Here is a 23,756-nt window from a genome sequence, read left to right as displayed (position 1 = left end):
GGGGTGGACGGCCCTCGAGGGCGGAGGGGGCTACTCCGCGGTGGGAGCGTCGACGCCGGGCTCGGCGGTGGGAGTGGGGAGCGCGGTCCGGGCGGGGTCGGCCGTCGGGGTGACGGTCGGCGTCGCGGAGGGCGCGGGGGTCAGCGTCGAGTAGGCCTCGAGGGCGTTCGTCAGGACGGGGACGAGGAGCTCCTTGCCCTGCTCGGAGCCGTACTGGAAGTAGACGGGGAGCAGGCCGCCGGGGATCGTGTCGATGTCATCCATCTGGACGGCCTCGGTGCTGTCGGGGCGGACCTCGGTACGGCCGGGGACGGCGTCGACGGTGTCGCTGGTGCGGCCCGCGGAGCCCTCGTACTGCACCTCGACGCTCAGCGCCTCATCGGTGGAGTTCACGAGCGTCACGATCAGGGTGCCGGCCTCGCCGTCGTCCGAGACGATCATCGCGTTGCGGATGGCGAGATCGCCGATCGTCGCGCCGACTCCGTCGCTCGGGTCGTAGATCTTGCGCGTCGCCTGCGGGGCGACGAGGTTGCAGCCGGCGGTAGCGAGGGCGACGCCGACCGCGAGAACGACGGATGCAGCGATACGCGCCTTCACAGGAACCTCCAGATCGTCGGCCCCGCTCGCCCCGGACAGGGCGACTTCACTGTGCACGAGCCGACACCAGGCTAGCGTAGCGAGCACCGCGGCTCCGCCCGTCCGGACTCCCGTCCTGCTCGGCGCGCATGGTAATCTGTCCGCCGCTGAAAGGACGTCGCATGCAGTTCGAGGTCGGAGAGACGGTCGTCTACCCCCATCACGGAGCCGCCACGATCGCCGAGGTGAAGACCCGGACGATCAAGGGCCAGGAGAAGACGTACCTGAAGCTCCGCGTCGCGCAGGGCGACCTCGTCATCGAGGTGCCCGCCGACAACGTCGACCTGGTCGGCGTCCGCGACGTCATCGGCCGCGAGGGCGTCGAGCGCGTGTTCGAGGTCCTGCGCGCCGAGGTCGTCGAGGAGCCGACCAACTGGTCGCGCCGCTACAAGGCCAACCTCGAGAAGCTCGGGTCCGGAGACGTCGTCAAGGTCTCCGAGGTCGTCCGCGACCTCACCCGCCGCGACCGCGACCGCGGCCTCTCGGCGGGAGAGAAGAGCATGCTCGCCAAGGCCCGCCAGATCCTCGTCTCCGAGCTCGCCCTGGCCGAGAAGACCGATGAGGACGCCGCCTCCGTGCTCCTCGACGAGGTCCTCGCATCCTGAACGGTCCGGCCGGCGCGCCGACCGCGGCCGTCGTCGTCGTCGCCGCCGGCAGCGGCACGAGGCTCGGCCGCGAGCGCCCCAAGGCCTACGTCGACTGCGCGGGGAGGACGATCCTCGAGCGCAGCCTGCGCACGGTGCTGCTGCTCGCGGAGCCGGTCCAGATCGTCGTCGTGGCTCCCGCCGCCCTCCTTGAGGAGACGGCCGCTCTGACGCACGCCGCCGGAGCCCCGGACGGCTCCGTCAGCGTCGTCGCCGGAGGCGCCAGCCGCCAGGAGTCGGTCGCTCGAGGGCTCCGGGCGCTCGGTCCAGCCGTCGAGACGGTGCTCGTGCACGACGCCGCCCGCGCCCTCACGCCCGTCGACCAGTTCGAGCGGGTGATCGCGGCGGTCCGGGAGACGGGCGGCGGAGTGATCCCGGGTCTGCCGGTCACCGACACGATCAAGCGCATCCGCGCCGACGGCGGGATCCTCGGCACGGTGGACCGCTCCGAGCTCGCCGCGGTGCAGACGCCGCAGGGCTTCCCGCGCGCGCTCCTCGACGAGGCCTACGCCTCGGCGGAGGAGGACTTCACCGACGACGCGGCGCTCCTCGCCTCGCGCGGCAGTCCCTCGATCGTCGTCGCCGGCGACCCGCTCGCCTTCAAGATCACCACCCCCTGGGACCTGGCCCGCGCCGAGCAGGTGCTCGCACCGCCGCCCGTCGTCGTCGTGCCGCGCGTCGGCATCGGCACGGACGTGCACGCCTTCGACGACGCGTCGCCGCTCTGGCTCGCCGGGCTGCACTGGCCGGGGGAGCGGGGCCTGTCCGGGCACAGCGACGGCGACCCGGTCGCCCACGCGATCTGCGACGCGCTCCTGGCGGCGGCGGGTCTCGGCGACATCGGCTCCCGCTTCGGCACGGCCGACCCGCGCTTCGCGGACGCCCACGGCGAGGTCTTCCTCCGCGCGACCCGCGAGCTGGTGGAGGCCGCCGGCTTCGCCATCGGCAACGTCTCGGTGCAGCTCATCGGCAACCGCCCGAAGTTCTCGCCGCGGCGCGAAGAGGCGCAGAGGCTGCTCTCGGAGCTGCTCGGCGCACCGGTCAGCGTCGCCGCCACCACCTCGGACGCGCTGGGCTTCACCGGCCGGGGCGAAGGGGTCGCCGCGACCGCGACGGCACTCGTCCTCCCCGCCCCCGCTGTCGCCCGGTAGTCCCCGGGCGGAGCCGCCGACCCGGCCGGGAGCGGTCCGCCCGGTAAACTCGCCCGCGTGACTCTGCGACTGCATGACTCGAAGGCCCAGGCCCTCGTCGATTTCGTCCCCCTCCGCGAGAACGAGGTCGGGATGTACGTCTGCGGACCCACCGTGCAGTCCTCGCCCCACATCGGGCACCTGCGCTCCGCCCTCGCCTACGACCAGCTGCGCCGCTGGCTGGCGTACCGCGGCTTCCAGGTCACCCTGGTGCGCAACGTCACCGACATCGACGACAAGATCCTCGCCATCGCCGAGGACGCGCGGCGTCGGGTGCCCGAGGGTGCGCCGGTCGAGCAGTGGTGGGCGCTCGCCTACCGCGTCGAGCTCGAGTTCACCGCCGCGTACACGGCCCTCGGCATCCTCCCGCCGACCTACGAGCCGCGCGCGACCGCGAGCATCGCCGAGATGATCACCCTCATCCAGACCCTGATCGAGCGCGGTCACGCCTACCCGGCGCCCGACGACTCCGGCGACGTCTACTTCGACACGCGGTCCTGGCCGGACTACGGCTCGCTCACCCACCAGCGCCTCGAGAGCATGGAGGCGGCGACCGACGCCGACCCGCGCGGCAAGCGCGACCCGCACGACTTCGCTCTCTGGAAGGGCGCCAAGCCGGAGGAGCCCGAGTCGGCCGCCTGGGCCTCGCCGTGGGGCGCCGGCCGCCCCGGCTGGCACATCGAGTGCTCCGCGATGTCGACGAAGTACCTCGGCACCCAGTTCGACATCCACGGCGGCGGGCTCGACCTGCGCTTCCCCCACCACGAGAACGAGCTCGCCCAGTCCAGCGCCGCCGGCCACGCCTTCGCCAGCTACTGGCTGCACAACGGCCTCGTGTCCGTCACCGGCCAGAAGATGAGCAAGTCGCTCGGCAACTCGGTGTTCGCCTCCGAGCTGCTCGAAGCGGCCCGCCCGCTCGTCGTCCGCTACTACCTCGGCTCGGCCCACTACCGCTCCACCCTCGAGTTCCACGACGGAGCCCTCGAGGAGGCCGAAGCGGCGCTGGAGCGGATCGAGGGCTTCCTCGAGCGCTCCCGCCGCCGCCTCGACGGCACGCGGTTCGCCGCGCTCGGCGAGCCGGTGGTCCCGGAGGAGTTCGCCGAGGCGATGGACGACGACCTGTCCGTCCCGCAGGCCATCGGCGTCCTGCACGAGACCGTGCGCGCCGGCAACGCCGCCCTCGACGCCGAGGACCTCGGCTCCGTCTCGGCCCTGCGCACCCAGGTGCTCGCGATGGCGGCCGTGCTCGGCATCGACCCGGAGGCGCCCGAGTGGGCGCGCTCCGACGACGAACCCTCGTACCGCGCGCTCAGCGTGCTGGTCGACCGCCTGGTCGCCGAACGCCAGACCGCGCGCGAGCAGCGCGACTGGGCGAGCGCCGACCGCATCCGAACCGATCTCGCCGCGGCGGGAATCACGATCGAAGACACCCAGACGGGTGCGCATTGGAGTCTCGATGGCGAATAAGCCCGGCCGCCCCGGAGCGGTCCGAAAGAAGAGCAAGGGCAAGGCCGTCGGTTCCGGCGGTCAGGGCCGTCAGGCCCTCGAGGGCAAGAAGCCCACGCCCAAGGCCGAGGACCGGCCCTACCACCCCGCAGGCAAGGCGAAGCTCGCGCGCGAGCGGTTCGTCGCCGCCGGCGGAAAGGGCCGTCCCGGCGGAGCCCTCTCCGCGGCCGCCCGCGGACAGGGGCGCCCCGCCCCGTCGCGCAAGCCCAAGAGCGGCGACGACTTCGAGATGGTGACGGGCCGGAACTCGGTCCTCGAGGCGCTGCGCGCCAGCATCCCGGCCACCACCCTCTACCTCGCGACCCGCATCGAGATGGACGACCGGGTCAAGGAGGCGCTCAAGATCGCCACCGCCCGCGGCCTTCCCGTGCTCGAGGTCATGCGCCCGGAGCTCGACCGCCTCGCCGGCCCCGACTCCGTGCACCAGGGCCTCGTGCTGAAGGTGCCGCCCTACGAGTACGCCCACCCGAGCGACCTGCTCGAGCGCAGCGTCTCCCGCGGAGCGGTCCCCCTCCTCGTCGCCCTCGACGGCATCACCGACCCGCGCAACCTCGGAGCGATCATCCGCTCCGTCGCCGCGTTCGGCGGCCAGGGCGTCATCGTCCCGCAGCGCCGCTCCGTGGGCCTCAACTCCGCCGCCTGGAAGACCTCCGCCGGAGCCGCCGCACGCATCCCCGTCGCGATGGCGTCCAACCTCACCGCCATGATCAAGGACTTCAAGCGCGCCGGCGTCTTCGTCATCGGACTCGACGGCGACGGCGACGTGATGCTGCCCGGCCTCGAACTCGCCGACCGGCCGCTCCTCGTCGTCGTCGGCAGCGAGGGCAAGGGCCTCTCCCGCCTCGTCACCGAGCAGTGCGACGCCGTCGTCTCCATCCCGATCAGCTCCGCCACCGAATCCCTCAACGCCGGGATCGCGGCGTCGGTCGCGCTCTACGAGATCTCCAAACTCCGCTCCGCCTCCGAGTAGCGCGGGCGCCGGCACGGCGATCTGCGGCGTTGTCGTCGGGCGCGATACCGCCGGTATCGCTTCCTCCTCCGCCTTCCAGCTCACAGCGCGAGCGCCGGCACGGCGATCTGCGGCGTTGTCGTCGGGCGCGATACCGCCGGTATCGCTTCCTCCTCCGCCTTGCAGCTCACCGCGCCGGCACCCGCGCTCCAGGTCTGGATGTCAGGGGCGCCGCCTTCGGCGAGCGGACAGGGGCGCCGCCTGCGGCGAGCGGATCGGGGCGCCGCCTGTGGCGAGCGAGCCGGGGGGAATGCGAAGAGGGCCCGTGCTGACAGCGCGGGCCCTCTTGCGGTGGGGGGGGTCAGACGTTCTTGGTCCAGTCGACGTCGGCGTCCTCGTCGGTGAGCTCGGCGTCGCCGGACTCGTCGAGGACGAGGTTCGGGAGGGTCAGCGCCTCGGTGGGAGGAGCGATGACCGTCGCCTCGTCGCGGCGGTGACGCAGGATGTCGTTCACGTAGGCGGTGACCGCCTCCGCCAGGGGGACGTCGCGCGCCTGCTGCTGCGACATGAACCAGCGGTGCTCGAGCAGCTGGTGGAACATCTCGGCCGGCTCCAGGCGACCCTTGAGATCGCGGGGGATCGAGCGGATGACCGGCTCGAACACCTGCGCCAGCCACTCGTGCGCCACCATCTCCTCGTCCAGGCCCTGCTTGTCGTAGGTCGCCGTGTACGAGTCGAGGTCGTTGAGCAGGCGCCGCGCCTGGTTCTCCTGCGCGTCCAGCCCGGTGAGACGGAGCAGCCGCCGCTGATGGTGGCCGGCGTCGACCACCTTCGGCTGGATCCGCACCGTGGACCCGGCCTCGTCGGTCTTGATCGCGAGCTCCTCGATGTCGAAGCCCAGCTCGTTCAGCCGGTTCACGCGGTCGTTGATCCGCCAGCGCTCCGACGTCGCGAACGACTCGGCACCGGTCAGCTCCTTCCAGAGGCTGCGGTACGCCGCGACGATGCCGTCGGAGACCGTGATCGGATCGAGGTCGTCGTCGACGCGACCGCCGGCCTCGAGGTCGAGCAGCTCGCCGGCGATGTTGACGCGGGCGATCTCCAGATCGTTCTCGCGCTGGCCGTTCGAGAGGCCGCCCGAGTAGAGCTGCCCGGTCTCCGCATCGACCAGGTAGGCGGCGAAGGCGCCGGCATCGCGCCGGAAGAGAGTGTTCGAGAGCGAGACGTCGCCCCAGAAGAAGCCGATCACGTGCAGGCGGACCAGGAGGAGCGCCAGCGCGTCGACCAGACGGGTCGCCGTGTCCGGCCGCAGCGTCTGCGAGAAGAGCGCCCGGTAGGGGAGCGAGAACTTGAGGTGACGGGTGACGAGCACGGCGGGCAGGGCCTCGCCCTCGTCGTCGGTGCGGTTCGTGATCACCGCGCCCGGAACCACGCACGGCACGTCGAGGCGCTGCAGCGTCTTCAGCATCTCGTACTCGCGCCGCGACATCTCGGCGGTCGTCTCCTTGACGGCGACGACGTGCCCGGAGAGGTGGGCGAAGCGGACCGTGTGCCGCGAGATGCCCTTCGGCAGGGCGGCGATGTACTCGTCGGGCCAGTCGTCGAGCCGCAGGTTCCACGGCAGGTCGAGCAGGGCCGGGTCGACGGTGGCCGAGGTGATGTTCAGGGAGCCGGACATGGTGCGCCGTTCGTGTCGCGTGTCGGACGGTGGGGGAGCCGCAGACGACGCTGCCGCCGCCCTGGAGGGGACGGCGGCAGCGTGCGGTGCAGGAGGAGGCTCAGGAGAGGCGCTCGCCCGACTCCGCGTCGAAGATGTGCACGCGGTGGTTCGCGGTCACGTACACGCGGTCGCCCGCGGTCGGGTGCACGCGGCCGTCGACGCGCGCGACGATGTCGGTGCGGCGGCCCTCGACCTCGGTGTGGCCGTAGAGGTAGCCGTCCGAGCCGAGCTCCTCGATGAGGTCGACCTCGATCGGCAGTCCGCCGGGCTGGGTCGAGACGGTGACGTCCTCGGGGCGCACGCCGAGCGTGACGACCTTCTGGCTCGTCTTCGCGAGCGCCTCGCGGGCGATCGGGAGAACGGTGTCGCCGAACTTGACGCCGCCGTCGGTGACGTCCGCGTGGAACAGGTTCATCGCGGGCGAGCCGATGAAGCCGGCCACGAAGACGTTGTTCGGGTTCTCGTACAGGTCGCGGGGCGAGCCGACCTGCTGGAGGAGGCCGTCCTTGAGGACCGCGATGCGGTCGCCCATGGTGAGCGCCTCGGTCTGGTCGTGGGTGACGTAGACCGTGGTGATGCCCAGGCGGCGCTGGAGCGTGCCGATCTGGGTGCGGGTGGACACGCGGAGCTTGGCGTCGAGGTTCGACAGCGGCTCGTCCATGAGGAACACCTGGGGCTTGCGGACGATGGCGCGGCCCATCGCGACGCGCTGGCGCTGGCCACCGGAGAGCGCCTTCGGCTTGCGGTTCAGGTAGGGCTCGAGGTCGAGCATCTTCGCGGCCTCGAGGACCCGCGCGGCGCGCTCGTCCTTGTTGACGCCGGCGATCTTGAGCGCGAAGCCCATGTTCTCGGCGACCGACATGTGCGGGTACAGCGCGTAGTTCTGGAAGACCATCGCGATGTCGCGGTCCTTCGGCGGAACGTCCGTGACGTTGCGGTCGCCGATGAGGATGCGGCCCTCGTTGACCTCTTCGAGGCCGGCGAGCATGCGCAGGGAGGTGGACTTGCCGCAGCCGGATGGGCCGACGAGGACGAGGAACTCGCCGTCGCCCACCTCGAGGTTGAGCTTGTCGACGGAGGCGCGAGTGGCCCCGGGGTAGACGCGGGACGCGTGGTCGAAAGTTACGGACGCCATTGTTCTTGCTCCTTCACCGGCAGGTACGTGCCGGACGATCCGAGTGAATGGAAGTGATGGTCATCATCGCGTGGGCGACTCCGACCAACCGTCACAGTATGCCACGGGGCCGACAGTCGTCGGTCGGGCACCGCGTATCCGTCGTTTGGAGGTTTCCCAGGGCTCGCGCGTAGGATTCCGGCGAGTCGCGCCCGGCGACCCCCTTCTTCCCCCTCTCTCATTCGGAGCGTTCTTGTCATGACCACCGGCGGAGCCAACGACCGTCTCTCGAAGAACCAGCGACGAGAGGCCGCCCGAGAGAAGGCGCGCCGCCTGCGCGAGCAGCAGAAGCGCCGCGACCGCGTGAGCCGCTTCGCCCTGCAGGGCGGGCTCGCCGCCGTCGTGATCGCGGTCGTCGTGATCGTGGTCTTCGCCGTCACCTCGAGCATCCGCCCCGCGGGCCCGGGCCCGGCGAACATGGCGAGCGACGGTGTCGTCATCGGCGAGAACATGGTCGCGCAGACGAGCGGTGCCGTCGCCGCCGACGGGACGCCCACCCCCAGCGCGCTCGACACCTCGGCCGGCACGGTCGACATCCGGGTCTACCTCGACTACCTCTGCCCCTACTGCGGCCAGTTCGAGAAGACCAACGGCGACCAGATCAAGGAGTGGGTGACCAGCGGTGCCGCGACGGTCGAGATCCACCCGATCGCCATCCTCACGACCCGCTCCAACGGAACCAAGTACTCGGAGCGCTCGGCCAACGCCGCCGCGTGCGTTGCGGACCGCTCGCCCGACTCGTTCTTCGACTTCAACTCCCTGCTGTTCGCCAACCAGCCGGCGGAGGGGACCGACGGACTCTCGGACGACCAGTTGAAGGACTACGCCTCGCAGGCCGGCGTCGAGGACACGGCGGCCGTGAACACCTGCATCGACGACCAGAGCTTCGTGAGCTGGGTCCGCGCCGCGACCGAGCGCGCCACCTCGGGTCCGCTGCCCGGCACGGACGTGCCCGCTGTCACGGGCACCCCGACCGTCCTGGTCAACGGCGAGGCGTACTCGGGCTCGCTGACCGACCCGGACGCCTTCAGCTCCTTCGTGCTCTCGGCCGCCGCCGACTCCTACTCGTCGGCGACTCCCGCGCCCACCTCCTCCGAGACCCCGGCGCCGAGTGACACGCCCGCCTCGACCGAGACGCCCGCGTCGACCGAGACCCCCGCGTCGACCGAGACCCCCGCTCCCGGCGACTCCCCGGTCTCCACCGAGGCTCCGGCCTCCTCCGAGCCGACTCCGGCCGCCGCGGGCTGAGCCGCGGACGCGCAGGAGCCCCGCTCATGCAGAAGGCCCCGACCGCACGCAGCGGTCGGGGCCTTCTTCTCTCCTGAGCCGACGACGGGACTTGAACCCGTAACCGCCCGATTACAAGTCGGGTGCGCTACCAATTGCGCCACGTCGGCAGGTGCGCTCGCGCGCCCGGCAACCCTATCGCGGGCCCGGATCCGGCCGGATCCGGGCCCGCCGCGTCTCACGGCTCGAGGATGCTGAGGTGCCGCTCGGCGGGAGCGGGCCGCTTGGGGCCGCCGATCTTCCCGTCGGGACGGCCGACGTAGAGCCAGCCGAGCAGCTCCTCGCCCTTCTCGAGGCGATGCGCCTTCCGCACGGCCTTGTCGCGCGTGTAGGAGCCGGTGCGCCAGAAGACGCCCCAGCCCGCCTCGTCGAGCAGCAGGCTCAGGAGGTGGGCGACGCCCGAGGCGACGGCCTCCTGCTCCCAGGCCGGCACCTTCGACTTCTTGACGCTGACCACGACGGCCAGCAGCAGGGAGGCGCGGTGCGTCTTCTCGATGTACTTCCGCGGGTCCTTCTTCGCCCCCGAGGCGACCGCGAAGCTGCGGCCGACCCGGTCGCGGGCGGCGCCGCGGATCTCGATGACCCGCCACGGGCGCAGCGAGCTGTGATCGGCGAGACGCGACGCCGCCGAGACGAACGCCGCGATCTCGTCGTGCCCCGGAGCCTCCGGCGTCACCTTCGAGCGCGATCGGCGCGCGAGGACGGCCTCGAGCACGGGGGAGGAGGACACGGTCACTCGCCCTCGGCCTGGAAGTTCAGGGCGATCGAGTTCATGCAGTAGCGGTCGCCGGTGGGCGTGCCGAAGCCGTCGGGGAAGACGTGTCCCAGGTGGGATCCGCAGTTCGCGCAGCGGACCTCGGTGCGGACCATGCCGAGGGTGCTGTCCTCGATCAGCTGGACCGCGTCCGGCTTCACGGACTCGTAGAAGCTCGGCCAGCCGCAGCCGGAGTCGAACTTGGTGCCGCTCTTGAAGAGCTCGGCGCTGCAGGCGGCACAGGTGTAGAGGCCGGAGCGGTGCTCGTCGAGCAGCTCGCCGGTCCACGGGCGCTCGGTGGCCGCTTCGCGCAGGACCGCGTACTGGTCGCGGTCGAGCTCCTCGCGCCACTCGGCGTCGGACTTGTTCACGGAATACGACGACATGGGTCTCCCTCGGAATCCTCGTCAGTGTACGGGGGCGGTCGCGCCCCTCCACCTGGTCCAACCCCCGGGGCGACGGCTCCATTCCGCCTCCGCGGGCTGTGGAGGAGACTCCCCGCCTCCATGCCGCGACACGGTCACGAGGTGTTCGGAGCGCCTCCCCGGCGGTGGCCGTGGGCCTGCCTACCTTGGAGGAATGAGCAGGACGACGGACCCGAGACCGTGCACCGGTCTGTCCGAGCGCGAGCTGCGGGTGCTCGCCTTCGAGCGCGAGTGGACGGCCCGCTCCGGGGACAAGGACGACGCGATCCGCTCCCAGTTCGGACTGTCGGCCGCCCGCTACTATCAGGTGCTCAGCGCGGTGCTCGCCTCTCCGGCCGCCCTCGCGCACGACCCGATGCTCGTCACGCGGCTGCAGCGCATCCGCGACCAGCGCGCCGGCGCCCGCGCCTCGCGACGCCTCGGGCGCCTCGAGTAGACGAGCTGCTCGAGTCCACCAACGGAAGGCCGGCCGTACCCCCGATGTCGAACACGCACCCGAGAGACCGCTTCGACGAGGTCCCGGCGACGGAGGCGCGCGTCGGCGCCCACCGTCGGCCGCCGGCCCCTCACGCCCGCGCGGTCGCCCTCGCCTGGGCCGCGCTCGCCACCGGAGTCATCGTCCTGCTCGGCTTCATCGGGCTGCTGGTCATCGACGACCGGGTGCAGTTCACGGACGTCTTCACTCCGCCGACCGCGACCGCGGAGGCGACCCCGACCGCCTCCGCGACGCTCGATCCCGATCTCGCCGTCGCCGTCCTCAACGGCACCGCCACCGTCGGACTCGCCGCCAGCGCCGGCGACGCCCTGACGACGGCCGGATGGAGCGTCCCGACCGTCGCGAACGCGAACACCGAGGACATCGCCGCCACGACCGTCTACTACACCGACCCGGCGCTCGAGGGAGCGGCCCTCGGTCTCGTCGACTCGCTCGGAACGGGGACGGTCCTGCTCTCGCAGGACTTCGTCGAGACGGGCTCCGTCGTCGTGGTCCTGGGGGCCGATTACGCCTCCGAGCAGGGCTGATCGGGGCCCTCTGTTACGGGCACGTTTCCTCCGTGTTGAATCCCGGGCAACTCTTCCCCGCGAGGCCCTTTCCAGCCCCTCCCGGGGCCGATAGCCGGATTAGTATTCCTGACCAGGCACCAGCACATCGCTCGTGCCGCGGGCATCACAGCACTGGGGAGTACAGAGATGGCGAACGGAACCGTCAAGTGGTTCAACGCTGAGAAGGGCTACGGCTTCATCACGGTCGACGGCGGCGGACAGGACGTCTTCGTCCACTACTCCGCGATCGACATGTCGGGGTACAAGGTCCTCGAGGAGGGGCAGCAGGTCGCGTTCGAGGTCGGCACGGGGTCGAAGGGCCCCCAGGCCGAATCGGTCCGCCCGGCCTGACCGCCGAGCCTCCCGGGAGCCGTCGTCCGCCTCGTGCGGGCGGCGGCTCCTTCGTGTCGGAGCGCGTGCCGGTCGCTTGCACTCGTCCACCGCGAGTGCCAGAATCGACCTTGGCACTCGCTCCGGTCGAGTGCCAGCACAGACATTTCACGACGTCCGGGAGGGACGAGAAACACACATGGCCAAGATCATTGCTTTTGACGAAGAAGCCCGCCGCGGCCTCGAGCGTGGACTCAACACTCTGGCCGACGCGGTCAAGGTGACCCTCGGCCCGCGCGGCCGCAACGTCGTCCTCGAGAAGAAGTGGGGCGCTCCCACCATCACGAACGACGGCGTCTCCATCGCCAAGGAGATCGAGCTCGACGAGCCGTACGAGAAGATCGGCGCCGAGCTCGTCAAGGAGGTCGCCAAGAAGACCGACGACGTCGCCGGCGACGGAACCACCACCGCGACCGTCCTCGCTCAGGCGCTCGTCCGCGAGGGCCTGCGCAACGTCGCGGCCGGCGCCGACCCGATCAGCCTCAAGAAGGGCATCGAGAAGGCCGTCAAGGCCGTCACCGCCGAGCTCATCGCCGGCGCGAAGGCGATCGAGACCAAGGAGGAGATCGCGGCGACCGCCTCCATCTCCGCCGCGGACCCCGAGATCGGCGCGATCATCGCCGAGGCGATCGACAAGGTCGGCAAGGAGGGCGTCGTCACCGTCGAGGAGTCGAACACCTTCGGCACCGAGCTCGAGCTCACCGAGGGCATGCGCTTCGACAAGGGCTACCTGTCGCAGTACTTCGTGACCGACCCCGACCGCCAGGAGGCGGTGTTCGAGGACCCCTACATCCTCATCGTCAACTCCAAGGTCTCGAACATCAAGGACCTGCTCCCGGTCGTCGACAAGGTGATCCAGGCGGGCAAGCAGCTGCTGATCATCGCCGAGGACGTCGACGGCGAGGCGCTGGCGACCCTGGTCGTCAACAAGATCCGCGGCATCTTCAAGTCGGTCGCCGTCAAGGCCCCCGGCTTCGGCGACCGTCGCAAGGCGCAGCTCCAGGACATCGCGATCCTCACCGGCGGCCAGGTCATCTCCGAGGAGGTCGGCCTCAAGCTCGAGAACGTCACCCTCGACCTGCTCGGCTCGGCCCGCAAGGTCGTCATCACCAAGGACGAGACCACGATCGTCGAGGGTGCCGGCGATGCCGAGGCCATCGCCGGTCGCGTCGCGCAGATCCGCGGCGAGATCGAGAACACCGACAGCGACTACGACCGCGAGAAGCTCCAGGAGCGCCTCGCGAAGCTCGCCGGCGGCGTCGCGGTCATCAAGGCCGGGGCGGCGACCGAGGTCGAGCTCAAGGAGCGCAAGCACCGCATCGAGGACGCCGTCCGCAACGCGAAGGCCGCCGTCGAGGAGGGCATCGTCGCCGGTGGTGGCGTCGCCCTCATCCAGGCCGGCAAGCTCGCCTTCGAGAAGCTCGAGCTCGTCGGAGACGAGGCGACCGGCGCGAACATCGTCAAGGTCGCCATCGACGCCCCGCTCAAGCAGATCGCCCTCAACGCGGGCATGGAGCCCGGCGTCGTCGCTGCGAAGGTCCGCGAGCTGCCCACCGGACACGGCCTCAACGCCGCGACCGGCGAGTACGTCGACCTCATCGCCGCGGGCATCATCGACCCGGTCAAGGTCACGCGCTCCGCTCTGCAGAACGCGGCGTCGATCGCCGGTCTCTTCCTCACCACGGAGGCCGTCGTCGCCGACAAGCCCGAGAAGAACCCGGTCGCCGCGGGCGGCGACCCCACCGGAGGCATGGACTTCTAGTCCAGGCCCCCCACCACGCAGAAGGCGGTTCCCCTTCGGGGGAGCCGCCTTCGGCGTTTCCGGAGGCATCTGAGCGAGTAGCGGGCGACCGAACCGGCAGGTGGTCCTGGATCCGCTCCGCGACCACAACGGCGGTTCTCCTGCGGTGGCACCGCCCTCCGCGCCGCCTCGGTCTCCTCAGCGGACACCGGTACCAGAAGCGCGTAGAGTGCGCCGGTGCGGGTCGCGACGTCCGCGGTCAGGGCGGAGATGTCGTCGGCCGAACGGATGCGGACGCGAGTCCGCAGGATCCGGCGACGCGGCACCCGTCGAGCGTCGGGTCTCATCTCCAGCGGTCCGGGCGGGCTCGCCGCCCGTTGGTCCCCAAGAGGAGAGTGAGCCGTGCGCGGCCGTGCGGGCCGGGTGGGCGAGGTCACGGTCGCTCGGGCGGATCGATCTGTGCCGCTCGCGGACGTCGACGGAAGAGCTCGGACCGAAGGGGCCCCGAGGAAAGACGGACCGCGGTGCGGATCAGACCGAGGCGGGGGAGGTCTCGCCGTTCTGGCCGACCGTGAGCAGCGGCAGCGCGACGCGGAAGGTCGCGCCTCCGCCCGGCGTCTCGACGACGTCCACGCGGCCCTTGTGCGCGGCGACGATCGAGGACACGATCGCCAGTCCGAGGCCGCTGCCGCCGGTCTCGCGGGTCCGCGACGTGTCCGCGCGCCAGAAGCGCTGGAAGATCTTCTCGCGGATCTGCGGCGGGATGCCCTCGCCGTGGTCGATGACCTCCAGCAGGGCGAGGCGGCGGGAGCGGTCGACGGCGACGCCGATCTCGATCGGAGTGTCCTCGGGCGTGTAGCGGACGGCGTTGCCGATCAGGTTCGTCAGGACCTGGCGGATCTTGTTCTCCTCCGCCATCACCATCGCCGGCACGCCCGGCTCCTCGGGGGCGGTGGCGGTGCCGGCGGCGATCTCCTCGGCGTTGACCCGGCGCGGACGCCGGCGGAATCGGGCGAGCCTCGCTCCTGCCGCGGCGATCGGGCCGGTGAGCCCGGGGTTCGTCAGCTCCATGGTCTGCGTGGCGGAGGCGCCGGCCTCGTCGGGCTCGAGCGCGGGCGTCTCCACGGGGGTGTCGTCGCGGGTCTCGACGCCGAAGTCGCGGTCGGGCCAGGAGGCCATCGCGTCCATCGCGGCGTCGCGGGCGAGCGGCATCAGATCGACGGGCGCGAGTGCGAGAGGCTTCGTCTCGTCGAGGCGGGCGAGCTCGAGGAGGTCCTCGACCAGGCCGCCCATCCGGATCGCCTCCTTCTCGATGCGCTCCATCGCCTGGCCGACGGCCTCGGGCGTCTGCAGAGCGCCCATCCGATACAGCTCGGCGTAGCCGCGGACGGAGACCAGCGGCGTGCGCAGCTCGTGGCTGGCGTCGCCGACGAAGCGGCGCATCTGGTCGATCGTGCGGGCGCGGTCGCGGAAGGCGGAGTCGATCCGCCCGAGCATCGCGTTCAGGGAGCGGTTGAGGCGCCCGACCTCGGTGTTGGGCGTCGTGCCGTCCAGACGCTGGCTGAAGTCGCCGTCCGCGATGGCGGCAGCGGTCTGCTCGACCTCGCGCAGCGGGGCGAAGGTGGTGGTGACCAGCAGGCGGGTGAGGAGTGCGCCGATCACGACGATCGCGACTCCGAAGCCGAGGAAGATCGTGAGGTACGTCGTCATGATGACGTCGACGCTGCGGGTCGACACCGCGAGCAGGAGCGTCTGGTACTCGGTGCCCCTCGTGAACACCGTCGACATGACGTGGTACTCGACCTTGCCGTTGGAGCTCCAGATCTCCATCGGCTTGTCGCCGCCCTGCAGCGCCTGCTCGAGGGTGAAGGTCTGCGGGAAGGCGGGGTCGGCCGCGCCGGACGCGTTCGTGTTGTCGAGCGTGCCGTACTGGTCGTAGACGGCGCCGAAATCGGCCTTGGACTCGTCGATCGCGGCCAAGTCGTTGACGGAGAGGTCGCTCGCCGTCCGCTGGACCTGGTCGGCCAGCTGTGCGTCGAGCTGGGCGACGAGCTGCGGCTTCAGCATCGTCATCGTCCCGATCCCGGAGACGAGGAGTCCCAGCGTGAGCAGGAGGACCGTGACCGCGGTGATCTTCGTGCGCAACGAGATGGAGTTCCACCGCTCGGCCAGACCCTGGTGCATGGCGGTGGAACTCCCTCGGGATCGGCGGGCGCCGCGCCTCCGGCGGGAGGTGGCGCCGAGGTGGCGGAGGCTAGGCCTTCGCGACCTTCAGCATGTATCCGAATCCTCGCTTGGTCTGGATGAGCGATTCCTCCGAATGCGTGTCGAGCTTACGTCGCAGGTACGAGATGTAGGACTCGACGATGCCCGCATCGCCGTTGAAGTCGTACTCCCACACGTGGTCGAGGATCTGCGCCTTGCTGAGCACCCGGTTCGGGTTGAGCATCAGGTAGCGGAGCAGCTTGAACTCGGTGGGGCTGAGCTCCACCGGCTCGTCGCCGACGAGGACCTCGTGCGTGTCCTGGTCCATGGTCAGCTCGCCAGCCCGGATGACCGCGTCCTCCTCGGCGTGCATGGTGCGGCGGAGGATCGCCTTGATGCGCGCGACGATCTCGTCGAGGCTGAACGGCTTCGTGACGTAGTCGTCACCGCCGACGGTGAGGCCCGTGATCTTGTCCTCGGTGTCGTCCTTCGCCGTGAGGAAGAGGATGGGGGAGGTGTACCCGGCCGAGCGGAGGCGCTTGGTCACGCCGAATCCGTTCATGTCCGGGAGCATCACGTCGAGGATGATCAGGTCCGGCTCCTCCTCGAGGACCGCCGAGATGGCCTGGGCCCCGTTGCCGACCGCACGCACGGCGAAGCCGGCGAAGCGGAGGCTCGTGGTGAGCAGGTCTCTGATGTTGGGCTCGTCGTCGACGATGAGAATGCGGGGTCCGTCCATGCAGGACAGTATCTGGCCGTCGGCTGTACGGAGTCTGGGAGTCGGTTGTCCGGGCGCTCGGTGCAGGCTCGGCGGCGGGGAACGCCGGATCGGAGGCGGTGCGGCAGGAGGAGAGCGCGTCCGATCAGGACTGCGCGCGGCGGCGCCGGACCCCCACGATGAGCATCGCGATCATCATGAGGAACGCGATGGGCAGGCCCACCAGCGGCACAGCGAAGACGAACTGCCAGAACGGGCCGGCGTACTCGCGGATCCCGAGCGCGGGGGCGACCAGGATCGCGAGGAACGCGAGGACCGTCACGACGATGATCGCGATGAACATATAGGCGAGCGTGCGCTCCGCGCGTCCGACGCCCGCCGGCTCCTGTGGCTTCACCCGTCAAGGATAGGGCGGCCCCGGTCGACTAAACTGATGGCTGCTTCATTTCCAGGAGGGGTCTGCATGCCTACCGGCAAGGTCAAGTTCTACGACGAGGAGAAGGGCTTCGGCTTCATCAGCACTGATGACGGCCAGGAGGTCTTCCTGCACGCTTCCGCGCTGCCCTCCGGGACCGCGGTCAAGGCCGGCACCCGCCTCGAGTTCGGCATCGCCGACGGCAAGCGCGGGGCGCAGGCGCTCTCGGCGCGCGTCCTCGACGCTCCGCCGAGCCTGGTGAAGCTCAACCGGAAGTCCGCGGACGACATGTCCGTGATCGTGGAGGACACGGTCAAGCTGCTCGACGGGATCGGCGCCGGGCTCAAGCGCGGCCGCTACCCCGACAAGGCGCACGGGCGCACGATCGCGGCGCTCCTGCGCCGGGTTGCGGACGAGCTGGATGCCTGACGCCGACGGCACGACCGGCGACCAGGGCCCGGTCGAGGAGACCGTCGCCGCTCCGACCCCGGAGGACGCTCGCGTGGAGCAGTCCCCGGAAGAGGGTGACTCCGGCGCCGAGCCGGACGCGACTCCCGCCGATTCTGACTCCTCCGCTGAGGACACGCGCGGAGCCGACGAGGAGATCGACGCTGACCAGGCGGCTCCTGTCGACGAGGCTCCCTCCGGCGAGGGTGAGAGCGACGCGGCCCTCCCGGTGACCGAGGCTTCTGCCGAGGACTCCGCCTCTGCGGAGGAGACTCTTCCGGCCGACGATGTCGCCGCTGAGGCGGGGGCTCCCGGCGCGGACACGGCTTCTGCTGCAGTGCCGGCTCCTGCTGAGGACGCGGCCACTGCTGACGATGCGGTTCCTGCTGACGACGCGGGAACATCTGAGGACTCGGCTCCTGCTCAGGACATGGCTCCTGCTGACGACTCGGCTCCTGCTGAGGATGCGGCTCCTGCTGAGGACGGGGCTCCTGCTGAGGATGCGACTTCTGCTGAGGATTCCGGCCCCGTCGCCGACGACCGTTCCGAGGCCGACGACGACGCTTCCCCGGGGGAGGCGGACGAGGCCGCCGCGGACGAGGCTCCCGAGCCCGTCTACGAGGCGGACGCCGTGCTCGCGAGGTCTCTCGATGTCGCTCGCGCCGCGCTCGCCGAGATCGCCCCCGAGGGGACGATCGGCGAGCTGGTCACGACTCTGGCGCAGGGCGAGCACGTCGTGTCGCTGCAGTTCGCGAACCTCATGCGCGGGTACCCGGGTTGGCTGTGGACGGCGACGCTCTCCCGGATCGACGAGAACGAGGACGTGAACGTCCTGGAGGTCGAGCTGCTGCCGGGTGAGGGCGCGGTCCTCGCTCCGGACTGGGTGCCGTGGTCCGTGCGTCTGGCCGATTACCAGACCGCGCAGGACGCGCTCGGCGAGGAGGTCGAGGACGCGGACGACGACGAGCTCGAGGACGCCGAGGAAGACGACCTCGACGACGAGTCGGAGGACGACTCCGACGAGGACGAGGGCGACTCGGACGACGACGACGATCCGGTCGACGACGACGACGACTCGGACGACGATTCCGACGGCGACGACTCGGACGACGAGGACTCGGACGAGGACGACTCCGACGACCCGGACGACGACCCCGACGACGAGGACTCCGACGACGTCGAGCCCGAGCCCGCCCCCGCCCCGACGACCCGTCGCCGTCGACGTCGCCGCTGATCCGGCCCGGCGCCGCCCGATGAGCATCGACTCCGACACCCGCATCGCTTATCCCGACGGCGCCGTGCGCTCCTCCGGGCGCGTGCAGCACGTGGGCCGGCTGGAGGACGGCCGCTGGGCGGTCGTCCTCGATGCGACCTCCGCTCACCCCGTCGACCCGACCTGGCCCGACCAGGGGCCCGACCGCGGCGCGCTGGTCGTGGCGGGGGAGCGGCATCCCCTCATCGACTGCCGCATCGGGGCGTGGCAGGGCGGCGAGCTGCACGTCGGCGAGCGGCTCCCGGCGCGGCTCGGCACTCCGGAGTGGAGCTTCGTCGTCGTCCACATCGTCGACGACCCTTCCTCACTCCACGTGGACGACGAGGTCGACGTCGAGGTCGACGAGGAGCACCGGCACGAGCTCTCCCGTGGGCACACCGCCTGCCACCTCGCCTCCCTCGCCCTGAACGCCGCTCTGGCCTCGTTCTGGTCGAAGCCGGCGCGCACCGACGCTCTCGGGAACCCGGACTTCGACCAGGCGGCGATCCAGACCTCGCGGATCCGCGAGTCCGGCTCCACCGACGTCTACCGCCTCGGCAAGTCCCTGCGACGCAGCGGGATGGACACCGCCCGCCTGCTGGCGGAGATCCTCGAGGTGCAGGAGCGGGTGAACGCCCTCCTCGCCGAGTGGATCGCCTCGGACGCGGAGGTGCGCATCGAGCGCGACGACGACCTCCTCAGCACGCGGCGGACATGGCGCTGCACCCTCCCCGCGGGGGACGCCGCGATCGCGTGCGGCGGCACCCACGTCGAGCGCCTCGGCGAGTTCACCGGCCTGCGCGTCCGTCGCGAGCCCGAGGCCGACGGCACCGGACTCCGGATGGAGACCGACGCGGTCTAGCGGCGGTTGCGGCTGTAGAACAGCCCGATCGTGCCGAGGACCAGTCCGATCACGACGGTCGACAGGACGACCGGCTCGATGACGGCTCCGACGGCCGTCGCCACGAGCACGGCCACGAGCGCGACCGCCCAGACGACGCACCCGACCAGCAGAGCCGTCGCGTCGTCGCTCGCGTAGGGCGGCGGCGTGGGCCGCCGCTCCTCCTCGCGCAACCACAGCCGCATGGCGTGCCTCAGACCGCCAGGCGCTCGAGGACGTGGTCGATGCAGCCGAGCAGCGAGCGGACGTCGTCCGGCTCGATCGCGACGAACGTCGCCACGCGCAGCTGGTTGCGGCCGAGCTTGCGGTACGGCTCCGTGTCGACGATCCCGTTCGCGCGGAGGATCTTCGCGACGAGAGCGGCATCGACGGAGGCGTCGAAGTCGACGGTCGCGACGACCTGGGAGCGGTGCTCGGGCACCTCGACGAACGGGGTGGCGAGGCTCGAGGCCTCGGCCCAGTCGTAGATCGCGGAGGAGGACTCGGCCGTGCGCGCCGACGCCCAGGCCAGGCCGCCCGAGGCGTTCATCCACTCGAGCTGCGACTCCATCAGCAGGAGGGTCGAGAGCGCCGGAGTGTTCAGCGTCTGGTTCAGGCGCGAGTTGTCGACGGCGTTCTTGAGGCTGAGGAACTCGGGGATGTAGCGGCCGCTCGCCGCGATGCGCTCGATCCGCTCGATCGCGGCGGGGGAGAAGAGGCCGAACCAGAGTCCGCCGTCGGAGGCGAAGTTCTTCTGCGGGGCGAAGTAGTAGACGTCGGCCTCGGCGATGTCGACGTCGATGCCGCCCGCCGCGCTGGTGGCGTCGATGACGGTGAGCGCGCCCTCGTCGCCGCGGACCCGGCGGACCGGGGCCATCACTCCGGTGCTCGTCTCGTTGTGGGGCCACGCGTACACGTCGATCCCCTCGACGATCTCGACCTCGCTCCGGGACCCCGCGGGGGCGGAGACGACGTGGGCCGGCTCGAGGAACGGCGCGGAGGCGGCGGCCGCGAACTTCTGGCCGAACTCGCCGAACGTGAGGTTCTCGGCGCGGCGCTCGATGAGGGAGAAGGCCGCGGCGTCCCAGAAGGCGGTCGAGCCGCCGTTGCCCAGCAGGACCTCGTAGCCCTCGGGGATGCGGAACAGCGTGGCGAGATGCTCGCGCACGCGCCCGACGAGGTCCTTGACGGGCGCCTGGCGGTGCGAGGTCCCGAGGAGGTGCGCGCCCTGCGTCGCGAGGTGGGCGAGCTGGTCGTGCCGCACCTTGGACGGGCCGCAGCCGAACCGTCCGTCGTGGGGGAGCAGCTCGCGAGGAATGGTGAGGTCCGGCATGCGTTAATACTAGGGTTCCCGGCCCGCACCCCTCCTCCGAGCGACGGAGGCCTGAGTCGCGCCGCAGCGCCGATGCTGCGTCGTGGCGACCACTAGGGTGGAGCGCGCCGAGACGGGAAGGCTGAGATGACGGATCTGATCGACACCACCGAGATGTACCTGCGCACCATCCTCGAGCTCGAGGAGGAGAACATCATCCCGCTGCGCGCGCGCATCTCGGAGCGGCTCAGCCACTCCGGGCCGACCGTGTCGCAGACCGTCGGTCGCATGGAGCGCGACGGCCTCGTCGTCGTCTCGGGCGACCGCCACCTCGAGCTCACCTCCGACGGCCGCCGCAAGGCGATCCACGTCATGCGCAAGCACCGCCTCGCCGAGCGGCTCCTCCACGACGTCATCAAGCTCGACTGGGAGTTCGTGCACGAGGAGGCCTGCCGCTGGGAGCACGTGATGAGCGAGCAGGTCGAGCGCCGTCTCCTCGAGATGCTCGACCACCCGACGGAGTCGCCCTACGGCAATCCGATCCCGGGCCTGGACGAGCTCGGCGACACCCCCGCCTCCCGCTTCGCCGACGGCGTCATCAGCCTGCCGCGCTTCGTCGCGGGGTCGAGCGAGCCCCGCCGCGGCGTCGTCCGGCGCCTCGGCGAGCCGGCGCAGGTCGATCCGGAGCTCCTCCTCCAGCTCAAGCAGGCCGGGGTCGTCCCCGGTGCCGAGGGCGAGTTCTCGGCCCTCAACGGCTACGTGCTCGCTCGCATCGACGGCGCCGAGGCGGGCATCGAGCTGCCGAACGAGGTCGCGGCGCACATCTTCCTCGTCGTCTGACCCGCGTCTCCCTGGGAGCGGCCCGTACGGGCCCTTACCGCATCCGGTGACCGGAGGCGATCGGGAGAGCGGTCTCTTCCCGCCGAGAAGGTGACAAATCGGTAACGGTCGCTTACGCTCTGTGGAGCCCTGCGGCCGAGCCTCGGTCCCAGGGCGCGGGATCCGACGCCCCCACACCCGTCTCGGATCCTGTGCACACCGATGCTTCGTGCATGAGACGGGACAGCTGCCTGGGCTGAGGGGACGTCGGAGGATCTCCCCCTTGCCCCAGAACCCCCTCACCCCGAACGAGGACGCCGGCTCACCCGACCGGTTCCGCTCCAACCACCCCGACCGCTCCGGCGACGCGACCTTCGAGAACCGGCCCCCGGTCATCCGCGCCCGGATCCACGGGGACGCACCCGTCTCCCGTCGCGCCGTTCCCGCAGCTCCTGCCCGCCGCGCGGACATCACCGACTTCGTGCCGTCGCCGGCCGGGACCCCGCGCAAGCGCCGGGGCCGTGTCGTCGGCAAGGTCGCGATGGTCGGCTTCGCCGGCGCGCTGGTCGCGACGATGGCGCTCCCCGCCTACGCCTTCACTCCGGGCAGCCAGGACGACGGCCTGTTCGCGGCGTCGCGAGCCGACCTCCTCCGCCAGGGCTCCGCGCAGACCGTCGCCGTCGACGGCGGAGTGGTGCAGGCCGCGATCGCCCGCGACGGCTTCTCGGCCGAGGCGGCGCCCCCGCCGCCCGCACCGGAGCCCGAGCCCGTCGTGGTGGCCGAGCCTGTCGTCGACACGAGCGACGTCGCCGAGGCGCGCGCCGAGACCGCCGAGGAGTTCAACTCCTACTCCGGCGCCTCGGCCAGCGAGATCGCGGCCGCCGCCCCGACCACCAGCTACAGCCTCTCGGCGGTGTTCGACACGGCGATGCAGTACCAGGGCGTGCCCTACGTCTTCGGCGGAGCCGACCCGAGCGGCTTCGACTGCTCCGGCTTCGTGATGTACGTCTTCGCGCAGTACGGCATCTCGATGCCGCACTCGGCCGCGGGCCAGGGCGCCATGGGCACCCCCGTCTCGCTCGCCGACGCGCAGCCCGGCGACCTCGTCATCATGGACGGCCACGACGGCTTCTACGCCGGCAACGGCAACATCCTGCACGCACCCTACGAGGGCGCGAGCGTCCGCGTGCAGCCGCTGTGGACCTCCGACTACCGGATCGTGCGCATCAACGGCTGATCCGGTGGATCCGCTCGAGAGCCCGTCCCCTCCTGGAGGGGGCGGGCTCTCGTCGTCCCGCCGTGTGAACGCCGCGTGACGAATCCGGACCGACCCCTGGTGTTCCGGGCGTGAAGGGTTAACCTGAACCCCAGTCCGCTCGCGTGGCGAGCGGATCGATTCGTCGAGGGACGGAGTGCCGGGATGGCCGAGCGGAGCGGGCGCCACAGCGTGGGGCTGCGCTCGCGCGTGCGGCCGGCCGATTCGATACGCGCGCGGGTCCTCACCGCGGCGGTGCACTCCTCCGACACGCGGATACGACTCCACGTCATCGCGCGGCACTCCGCCGCGGCCTCGCAGGGCGCCGTCATCACGACGGCGCCCTTGCTCGTGGTCGCGGCGCCTTCGCGCGACGGCGTGCGACAGCACGGAGGTCACTGATGCGCACTCTGGTTCTCAACGCCGGCTACGAGCCGCTCGCGGTGGTGTCGTTCAAGCGGGCCCTGGTCCTGCTGATGACGGAGAAGGCGACCGTGATCGCCGCGGACGAGGGCAATCCGGTGCACAGCGCGCACGGCGACCACGTGCGGCCCTCGGTGATCGTGCTGACCCGGTACGTGCGCATCCCGAGCGGCCGGAGCGTGCCGGTGTCGCGCCGGGGCGTGCTCCGCCGGGACAACCACCGCTGCGGCTACTGCGGTCAGCACGCGGCGACGATCGACCACATCCAGCCCAAGTCGCGCGGGGGCCGGGACACGTGGGAGAACCTCGTCGCCTGCTGCCAGCGCTGCAACAACGTCAAGAGCGACCGCACCCCGCACGAGATGGGATGGCGTCTGCGCACCGTCCCCCGGATGCCGCGCGCCGGCTCCTGGCTCGTGCGCGGCGCGGAGCGGACGCAGCCCGACTGGGACGACTACCTGGCTCCCGCCGCCTGACGGGCCGCGGTCGCGTCGCTGGCGGCGTTGTCGTCGGGCGCGATCGCCGGTATCGCTTCCTCCTCCGCCTTGCCAGCGCCTGACGGGCCGCGGT

25 protein-coding genes and 1 tRNA gene are annotated in these 23,756 nt (G+C 71.2%); 15 read left to right on the top strand and 11 right to left on the bottom strand.

Annotation, left to right across the window (positions count from 1 at the left end; translation table 11 throughout):
* Window positions 1-30 precede the first annotated feature (30 nt).
* On the bottom strand, window positions 31-597 hold the full coding sequence (locus C5C39_RS00900; RefSeq protein ID WP_104224588.1) for a hypothetical protein: 567 nt from the start codon (window positions 595-597) through the stop codon (window positions 31-33).
* Between the two features lie 161 nt (window positions 598-758).
* Here C5C39_RS00900 and C5C39_RS00895 point away from each other — a divergent pair, with 161 nt between their 5' ends.
* The 4 genes from C5C39_RS00895 to rlmB are packed head-to-tail and all read left to right on the top strand — an operon-like array spanning window position 759 to window position 4,946.
* Window positions 759-1,241: a CarD family transcriptional regulator gene (locus C5C39_RS00895; RefSeq protein ID WP_104224589.1), complete on the top strand. Its 483-nt coding sequence runs from the start codon at window positions 759-761 to the stop codon at window positions 1,239-1,241.
* Window positions 1,235-2,431 (top strand): 2-C-methyl-D-erythritol 4-phosphate cytidylyltransferase, encoded by a 1,197-nt coding sequence (ispD, locus tag C5C39_RS00890; RefSeq protein WP_104352434.1) that lies wholly within the window; start codon window positions 1,235-1,237, stop codon window positions 2,429-2,431. The genes C5C39_RS00895 and ispD overlap by 7 nt, the downstream gene beginning before the upstream one ends.
* A gap of 57 nt (window positions 2,432-2,488) precedes the next feature.
* Window positions 2,489-3,937 carry a cysteine--tRNA ligase gene (gene cysS, locus C5C39_RS00885; protein ID WP_104224590.1) on the top strand — a complete coding sequence of 483 codons (1,449 nt, stop codon included), beginning with the start codon at window positions 2,489-2,491 and terminating at the stop codon, window positions 3,935-3,937.
* Entirely contained in the window at window positions 3,927-4,946 is a 1,020-nt protein-coding gene (rlmB, locus tag C5C39_RS00880) for a 23S rRNA (guanosine(2251)-2'-O)-methyltransferase RlmB (RefSeq protein WP_104224591.1), read from the top strand. Before cysS ends, rlmB begins: the two co-directional genes overlap by 11 nt.
* Window positions 4,947-5,286: 340 nt before the next feature.
* On the opposite strand, the gene C5C39_RS00875 is transcribed toward rlmB, so the two are convergent.
* Together C5C39_RS00875 and C5C39_RS00870 are read right to left on the bottom strand one after the other, a co-directional pair.
* The gene (locus C5C39_RS00875) at window positions 5,287-6,603 is read right to left on the bottom strand and encodes a DUF4032 domain-containing protein (RefSeq protein WP_104226481.1); all 1,317 of its coding nucleotides are present in this window, start codon (window positions 6,601-6,603) and stop codon (window positions 5,287-5,289) included.
* 100 nt (window positions 6,604-6,703) lie between these two features.
* The gene (locus C5C39_RS00870; protein WP_104224593.1) at window positions 6,704-7,780 is read right to left on the bottom strand and encodes an ABC transporter ATP-binding protein; all 1,077 of its coding nucleotides are present in this window, start codon (window positions 7,778-7,780) and stop codon (window positions 6,704-6,706) included.
* A gap of 237 nt (window positions 7,781-8,017) precedes the next feature.
* Here C5C39_RS00870 and C5C39_RS00865 point away from each other — a divergent pair, with 237 nt between their 5' ends.
* Entirely contained in the window at window positions 8,018-9,067 is a 1,050-nt protein-coding gene (locus tag C5C39_RS00865) for a thioredoxin domain-containing protein (RefSeq protein ID WP_104352433.1), read from the top strand.
* Between the two features lie 76 nt (window positions 9,068-9,143).
* Here C5C39_RS00865 and C5C39_RS00860 read toward each other — a convergent pair.
* The 3 genes from C5C39_RS00860 to msrB form a co-directional block, all read right to left on the bottom strand.
* Window positions 9,144-9,216 (bottom strand) — tRNA-Thr (locus C5C39_RS00860).
* 68 nt (window positions 9,217-9,284) lie between these two features.
* Window positions 9,285-9,842: a nitroreductase family protein gene (locus C5C39_RS00855; protein WP_104226480.1), complete on the bottom strand. Its 558-nt coding sequence runs from the start codon at window positions 9,840-9,842 to the stop codon at window positions 9,285-9,287.
* The gene (msrB, locus tag C5C39_RS00850) at window positions 9,839-10,246 is read right to left on the bottom strand and encodes a peptide-methionine (R)-S-oxide reductase MsrB (RefSeq protein ID WP_104352432.1); all 408 of its coding nucleotides are present in this window, start codon (window positions 10,244-10,246) and stop codon (window positions 9,839-9,841) included. Before msrB ends, C5C39_RS00855 begins: the two co-directional genes overlap by 4 nt.
* Before the next feature lie 193 nt (window positions 10,247-10,439).
* Here msrB and C5C39_RS00845 point away from each other — a divergent pair, with 193 nt between their 5' ends.
* The 4 genes from C5C39_RS00845 (at window position 10,440) to groL (ending at window position 13,481) form a co-directional block, all read left to right on the top strand.
* Entirely contained in the window at window positions 10,440-10,721 is a 282-nt protein-coding gene (locus C5C39_RS00845; RefSeq protein ID WP_104352431.1) for a DUF3263 domain-containing protein, read from the top strand.
* Window positions 10,722-10,765: 44 nt separating this feature from the next.
* The gene (locus C5C39_RS00840) at window positions 10,766-11,308 is read left to right on the top strand and encodes a LytR C-terminal domain-containing protein (RefSeq protein WP_104352430.1); all 543 of its coding nucleotides are present in this window, start codon (window positions 10,766-10,768) and stop codon (window positions 11,306-11,308) included.
* Window positions 11,309-11,476: 168 nt separating this feature from the next.
* Window positions 11,477-11,680 (top strand): cold-shock protein, encoded by a 204-nt coding sequence (locus C5C39_RS00835; protein ID WP_104224599.1) that lies wholly within the window; start codon window positions 11,477-11,479, stop codon window positions 11,678-11,680.
* A gap of 178 nt (window positions 11,681-11,858) precedes the next feature.
* Window positions 11,859-13,481 (top strand): chaperonin GroEL, encoded by a 1,623-nt coding sequence (gene groL, locus C5C39_RS00830; protein ID WP_104224600.1) that lies wholly within the window; start codon window positions 11,859-11,861, stop codon window positions 13,479-13,481.
* Between the two features lie 510 nt (window positions 13,482-13,991).
* On the opposite strand, the gene C5C39_RS00825 is transcribed toward groL, so the two are convergent.
* The 3 genes from C5C39_RS00825 to C5C39_RS00815 all read right to left on the bottom strand — a co-directional run bounded on the left by C5C39_RS00825 (window position 13,992) and on the right by C5C39_RS00815 (window position 16,780).
* Window positions 13,992-15,644, bottom strand: a complete 1,653-nt coding sequence (locus tag C5C39_RS00825) for a HAMP domain-containing sensor histidine kinase (protein ID WP_104224601.1) — start codon at window positions 15,642-15,644, stop codon at window positions 13,992-13,994.
* A gap of 70 nt (window positions 15,645-15,714) precedes the next feature.
* A complete protein-coding gene (locus tag C5C39_RS00820) occupies window positions 15,715-16,404 on the bottom strand; it encodes a response regulator transcription factor (protein WP_055787731.1) in 690 nt (229 codons plus the stop codon).
* A gap of 124 nt (window positions 16,405-16,528) precedes the next feature.
* Complete coding sequence (locus tag C5C39_RS00815) at window positions 16,529-16,780, bottom strand: hypothetical protein (protein WP_244229474.1); 252 nt, start codon at window positions 16,778-16,780, stop codon at window positions 16,529-16,531.
* 66 nt (window positions 16,781-16,846) lie between these two features.
* Here C5C39_RS00815 and C5C39_RS00810 point away from each other — a divergent pair, with 66 nt between their 5' ends.
* From C5C39_RS00810 to C5C39_RS00800, 3 genes are read left to right on the top strand one after another with little or no spacing between them, the layout of a single operon-like run.
* Window positions 16,847-17,227, top strand: a complete 381-nt coding sequence (locus C5C39_RS00810) for a cold-shock protein (RefSeq protein WP_104224602.1) — start codon at window positions 16,847-16,849, stop codon at window positions 17,225-17,227.
* The gene (locus C5C39_RS17770; protein ID WP_104352429.1) at window positions 17,220-18,479 is read left to right on the top strand and encodes a DUF3027 domain-containing protein; all 1,260 of its coding nucleotides are present in this window, start codon (window positions 17,220-17,222) and stop codon (window positions 18,477-18,479) included. Before C5C39_RS00810 ends, C5C39_RS17770 begins: the two co-directional genes overlap by 8 nt.
* A 19-nt stretch (window positions 18,480-18,498) precedes the next feature.
* Window positions 18,499-19,359, top strand: coding sequence for a metal-dependent hydrolase (locus tag C5C39_RS00800; RefSeq protein WP_104352428.1), 861 nt, complete (start codon window positions 18,499-18,501; stop codon window positions 19,357-19,359).
* Here C5C39_RS00800 and C5C39_RS00795 read toward each other — a convergent pair.
* Window positions 19,356-19,583, bottom strand: coding sequence for a DUF2530 domain-containing protein (locus C5C39_RS00795; protein WP_104352427.1), 228 nt, complete (start codon window positions 19,581-19,583; stop codon window positions 19,356-19,358). The two genes, C5C39_RS00800 and C5C39_RS00795, sit on opposite strands and share 4 nt — an antisense overlap.
* Before the next feature lie 8 nt (window positions 19,584-19,591).
* Window positions 19,592-20,710: a phosphoserine transaminase gene (serC, locus tag C5C39_RS00790; RefSeq protein WP_104352426.1), complete on the bottom strand. Its 1,119-nt coding sequence runs from the start codon at window positions 20,708-20,710 to the stop codon at window positions 19,592-19,594.
* A gap of 126 nt (window positions 20,711-20,836) precedes the next feature.
* On the opposite strand from serC, the gene C5C39_RS00785 reads away from it, so the two are divergent.
* The 3 genes from C5C39_RS00785 to C5C39_RS00770 all read left to right on the top strand — a co-directional run bounded on the left by C5C39_RS00785 (window position 20,837) and on the right by C5C39_RS00770 (window position 23,662).
* Window positions 20,837-21,529 carry a metal-dependent transcriptional regulator gene (locus C5C39_RS00785; RefSeq protein WP_104224606.1) on the top strand — a complete coding sequence of 231 codons (693 nt, stop codon included), beginning with the start codon at window positions 20,837-20,839 and terminating at the stop codon, window positions 21,527-21,529.
* A 262-nt stretch (window positions 21,530-21,791) separates the two neighbouring features.
* Complete coding sequence (locus C5C39_RS17695; RefSeq protein WP_258060437.1) at window positions 21,792-22,745, top strand: C40 family peptidase; 954 nt, start codon at window positions 21,792-21,794, stop codon at window positions 22,743-22,745.
* 419 nt (window positions 22,746-23,164) lie between these two features.
* Entirely contained in the window at window positions 23,165-23,662 is a 498-nt protein-coding gene (locus C5C39_RS00770; RefSeq protein ID WP_104224608.1) for an HNH endonuclease, read from the top strand.
* The last annotated feature ends 94 nt before the right edge of the window (window positions 23,663-23,756 follow it).

Source organism: Rathayibacter sp. AY1F3 (genome assembly GCF_002931975.1).
Classification (GTDB): domain Bacteria; phylum Actinomycetota; class Actinomycetes; order Actinomycetales; family Microbacteriaceae; genus Rathayibacter.
Note: the sequence above shows the minus strand (reverse complement) of the source record. Positions and strands in the feature narration are given on the sequence as shown.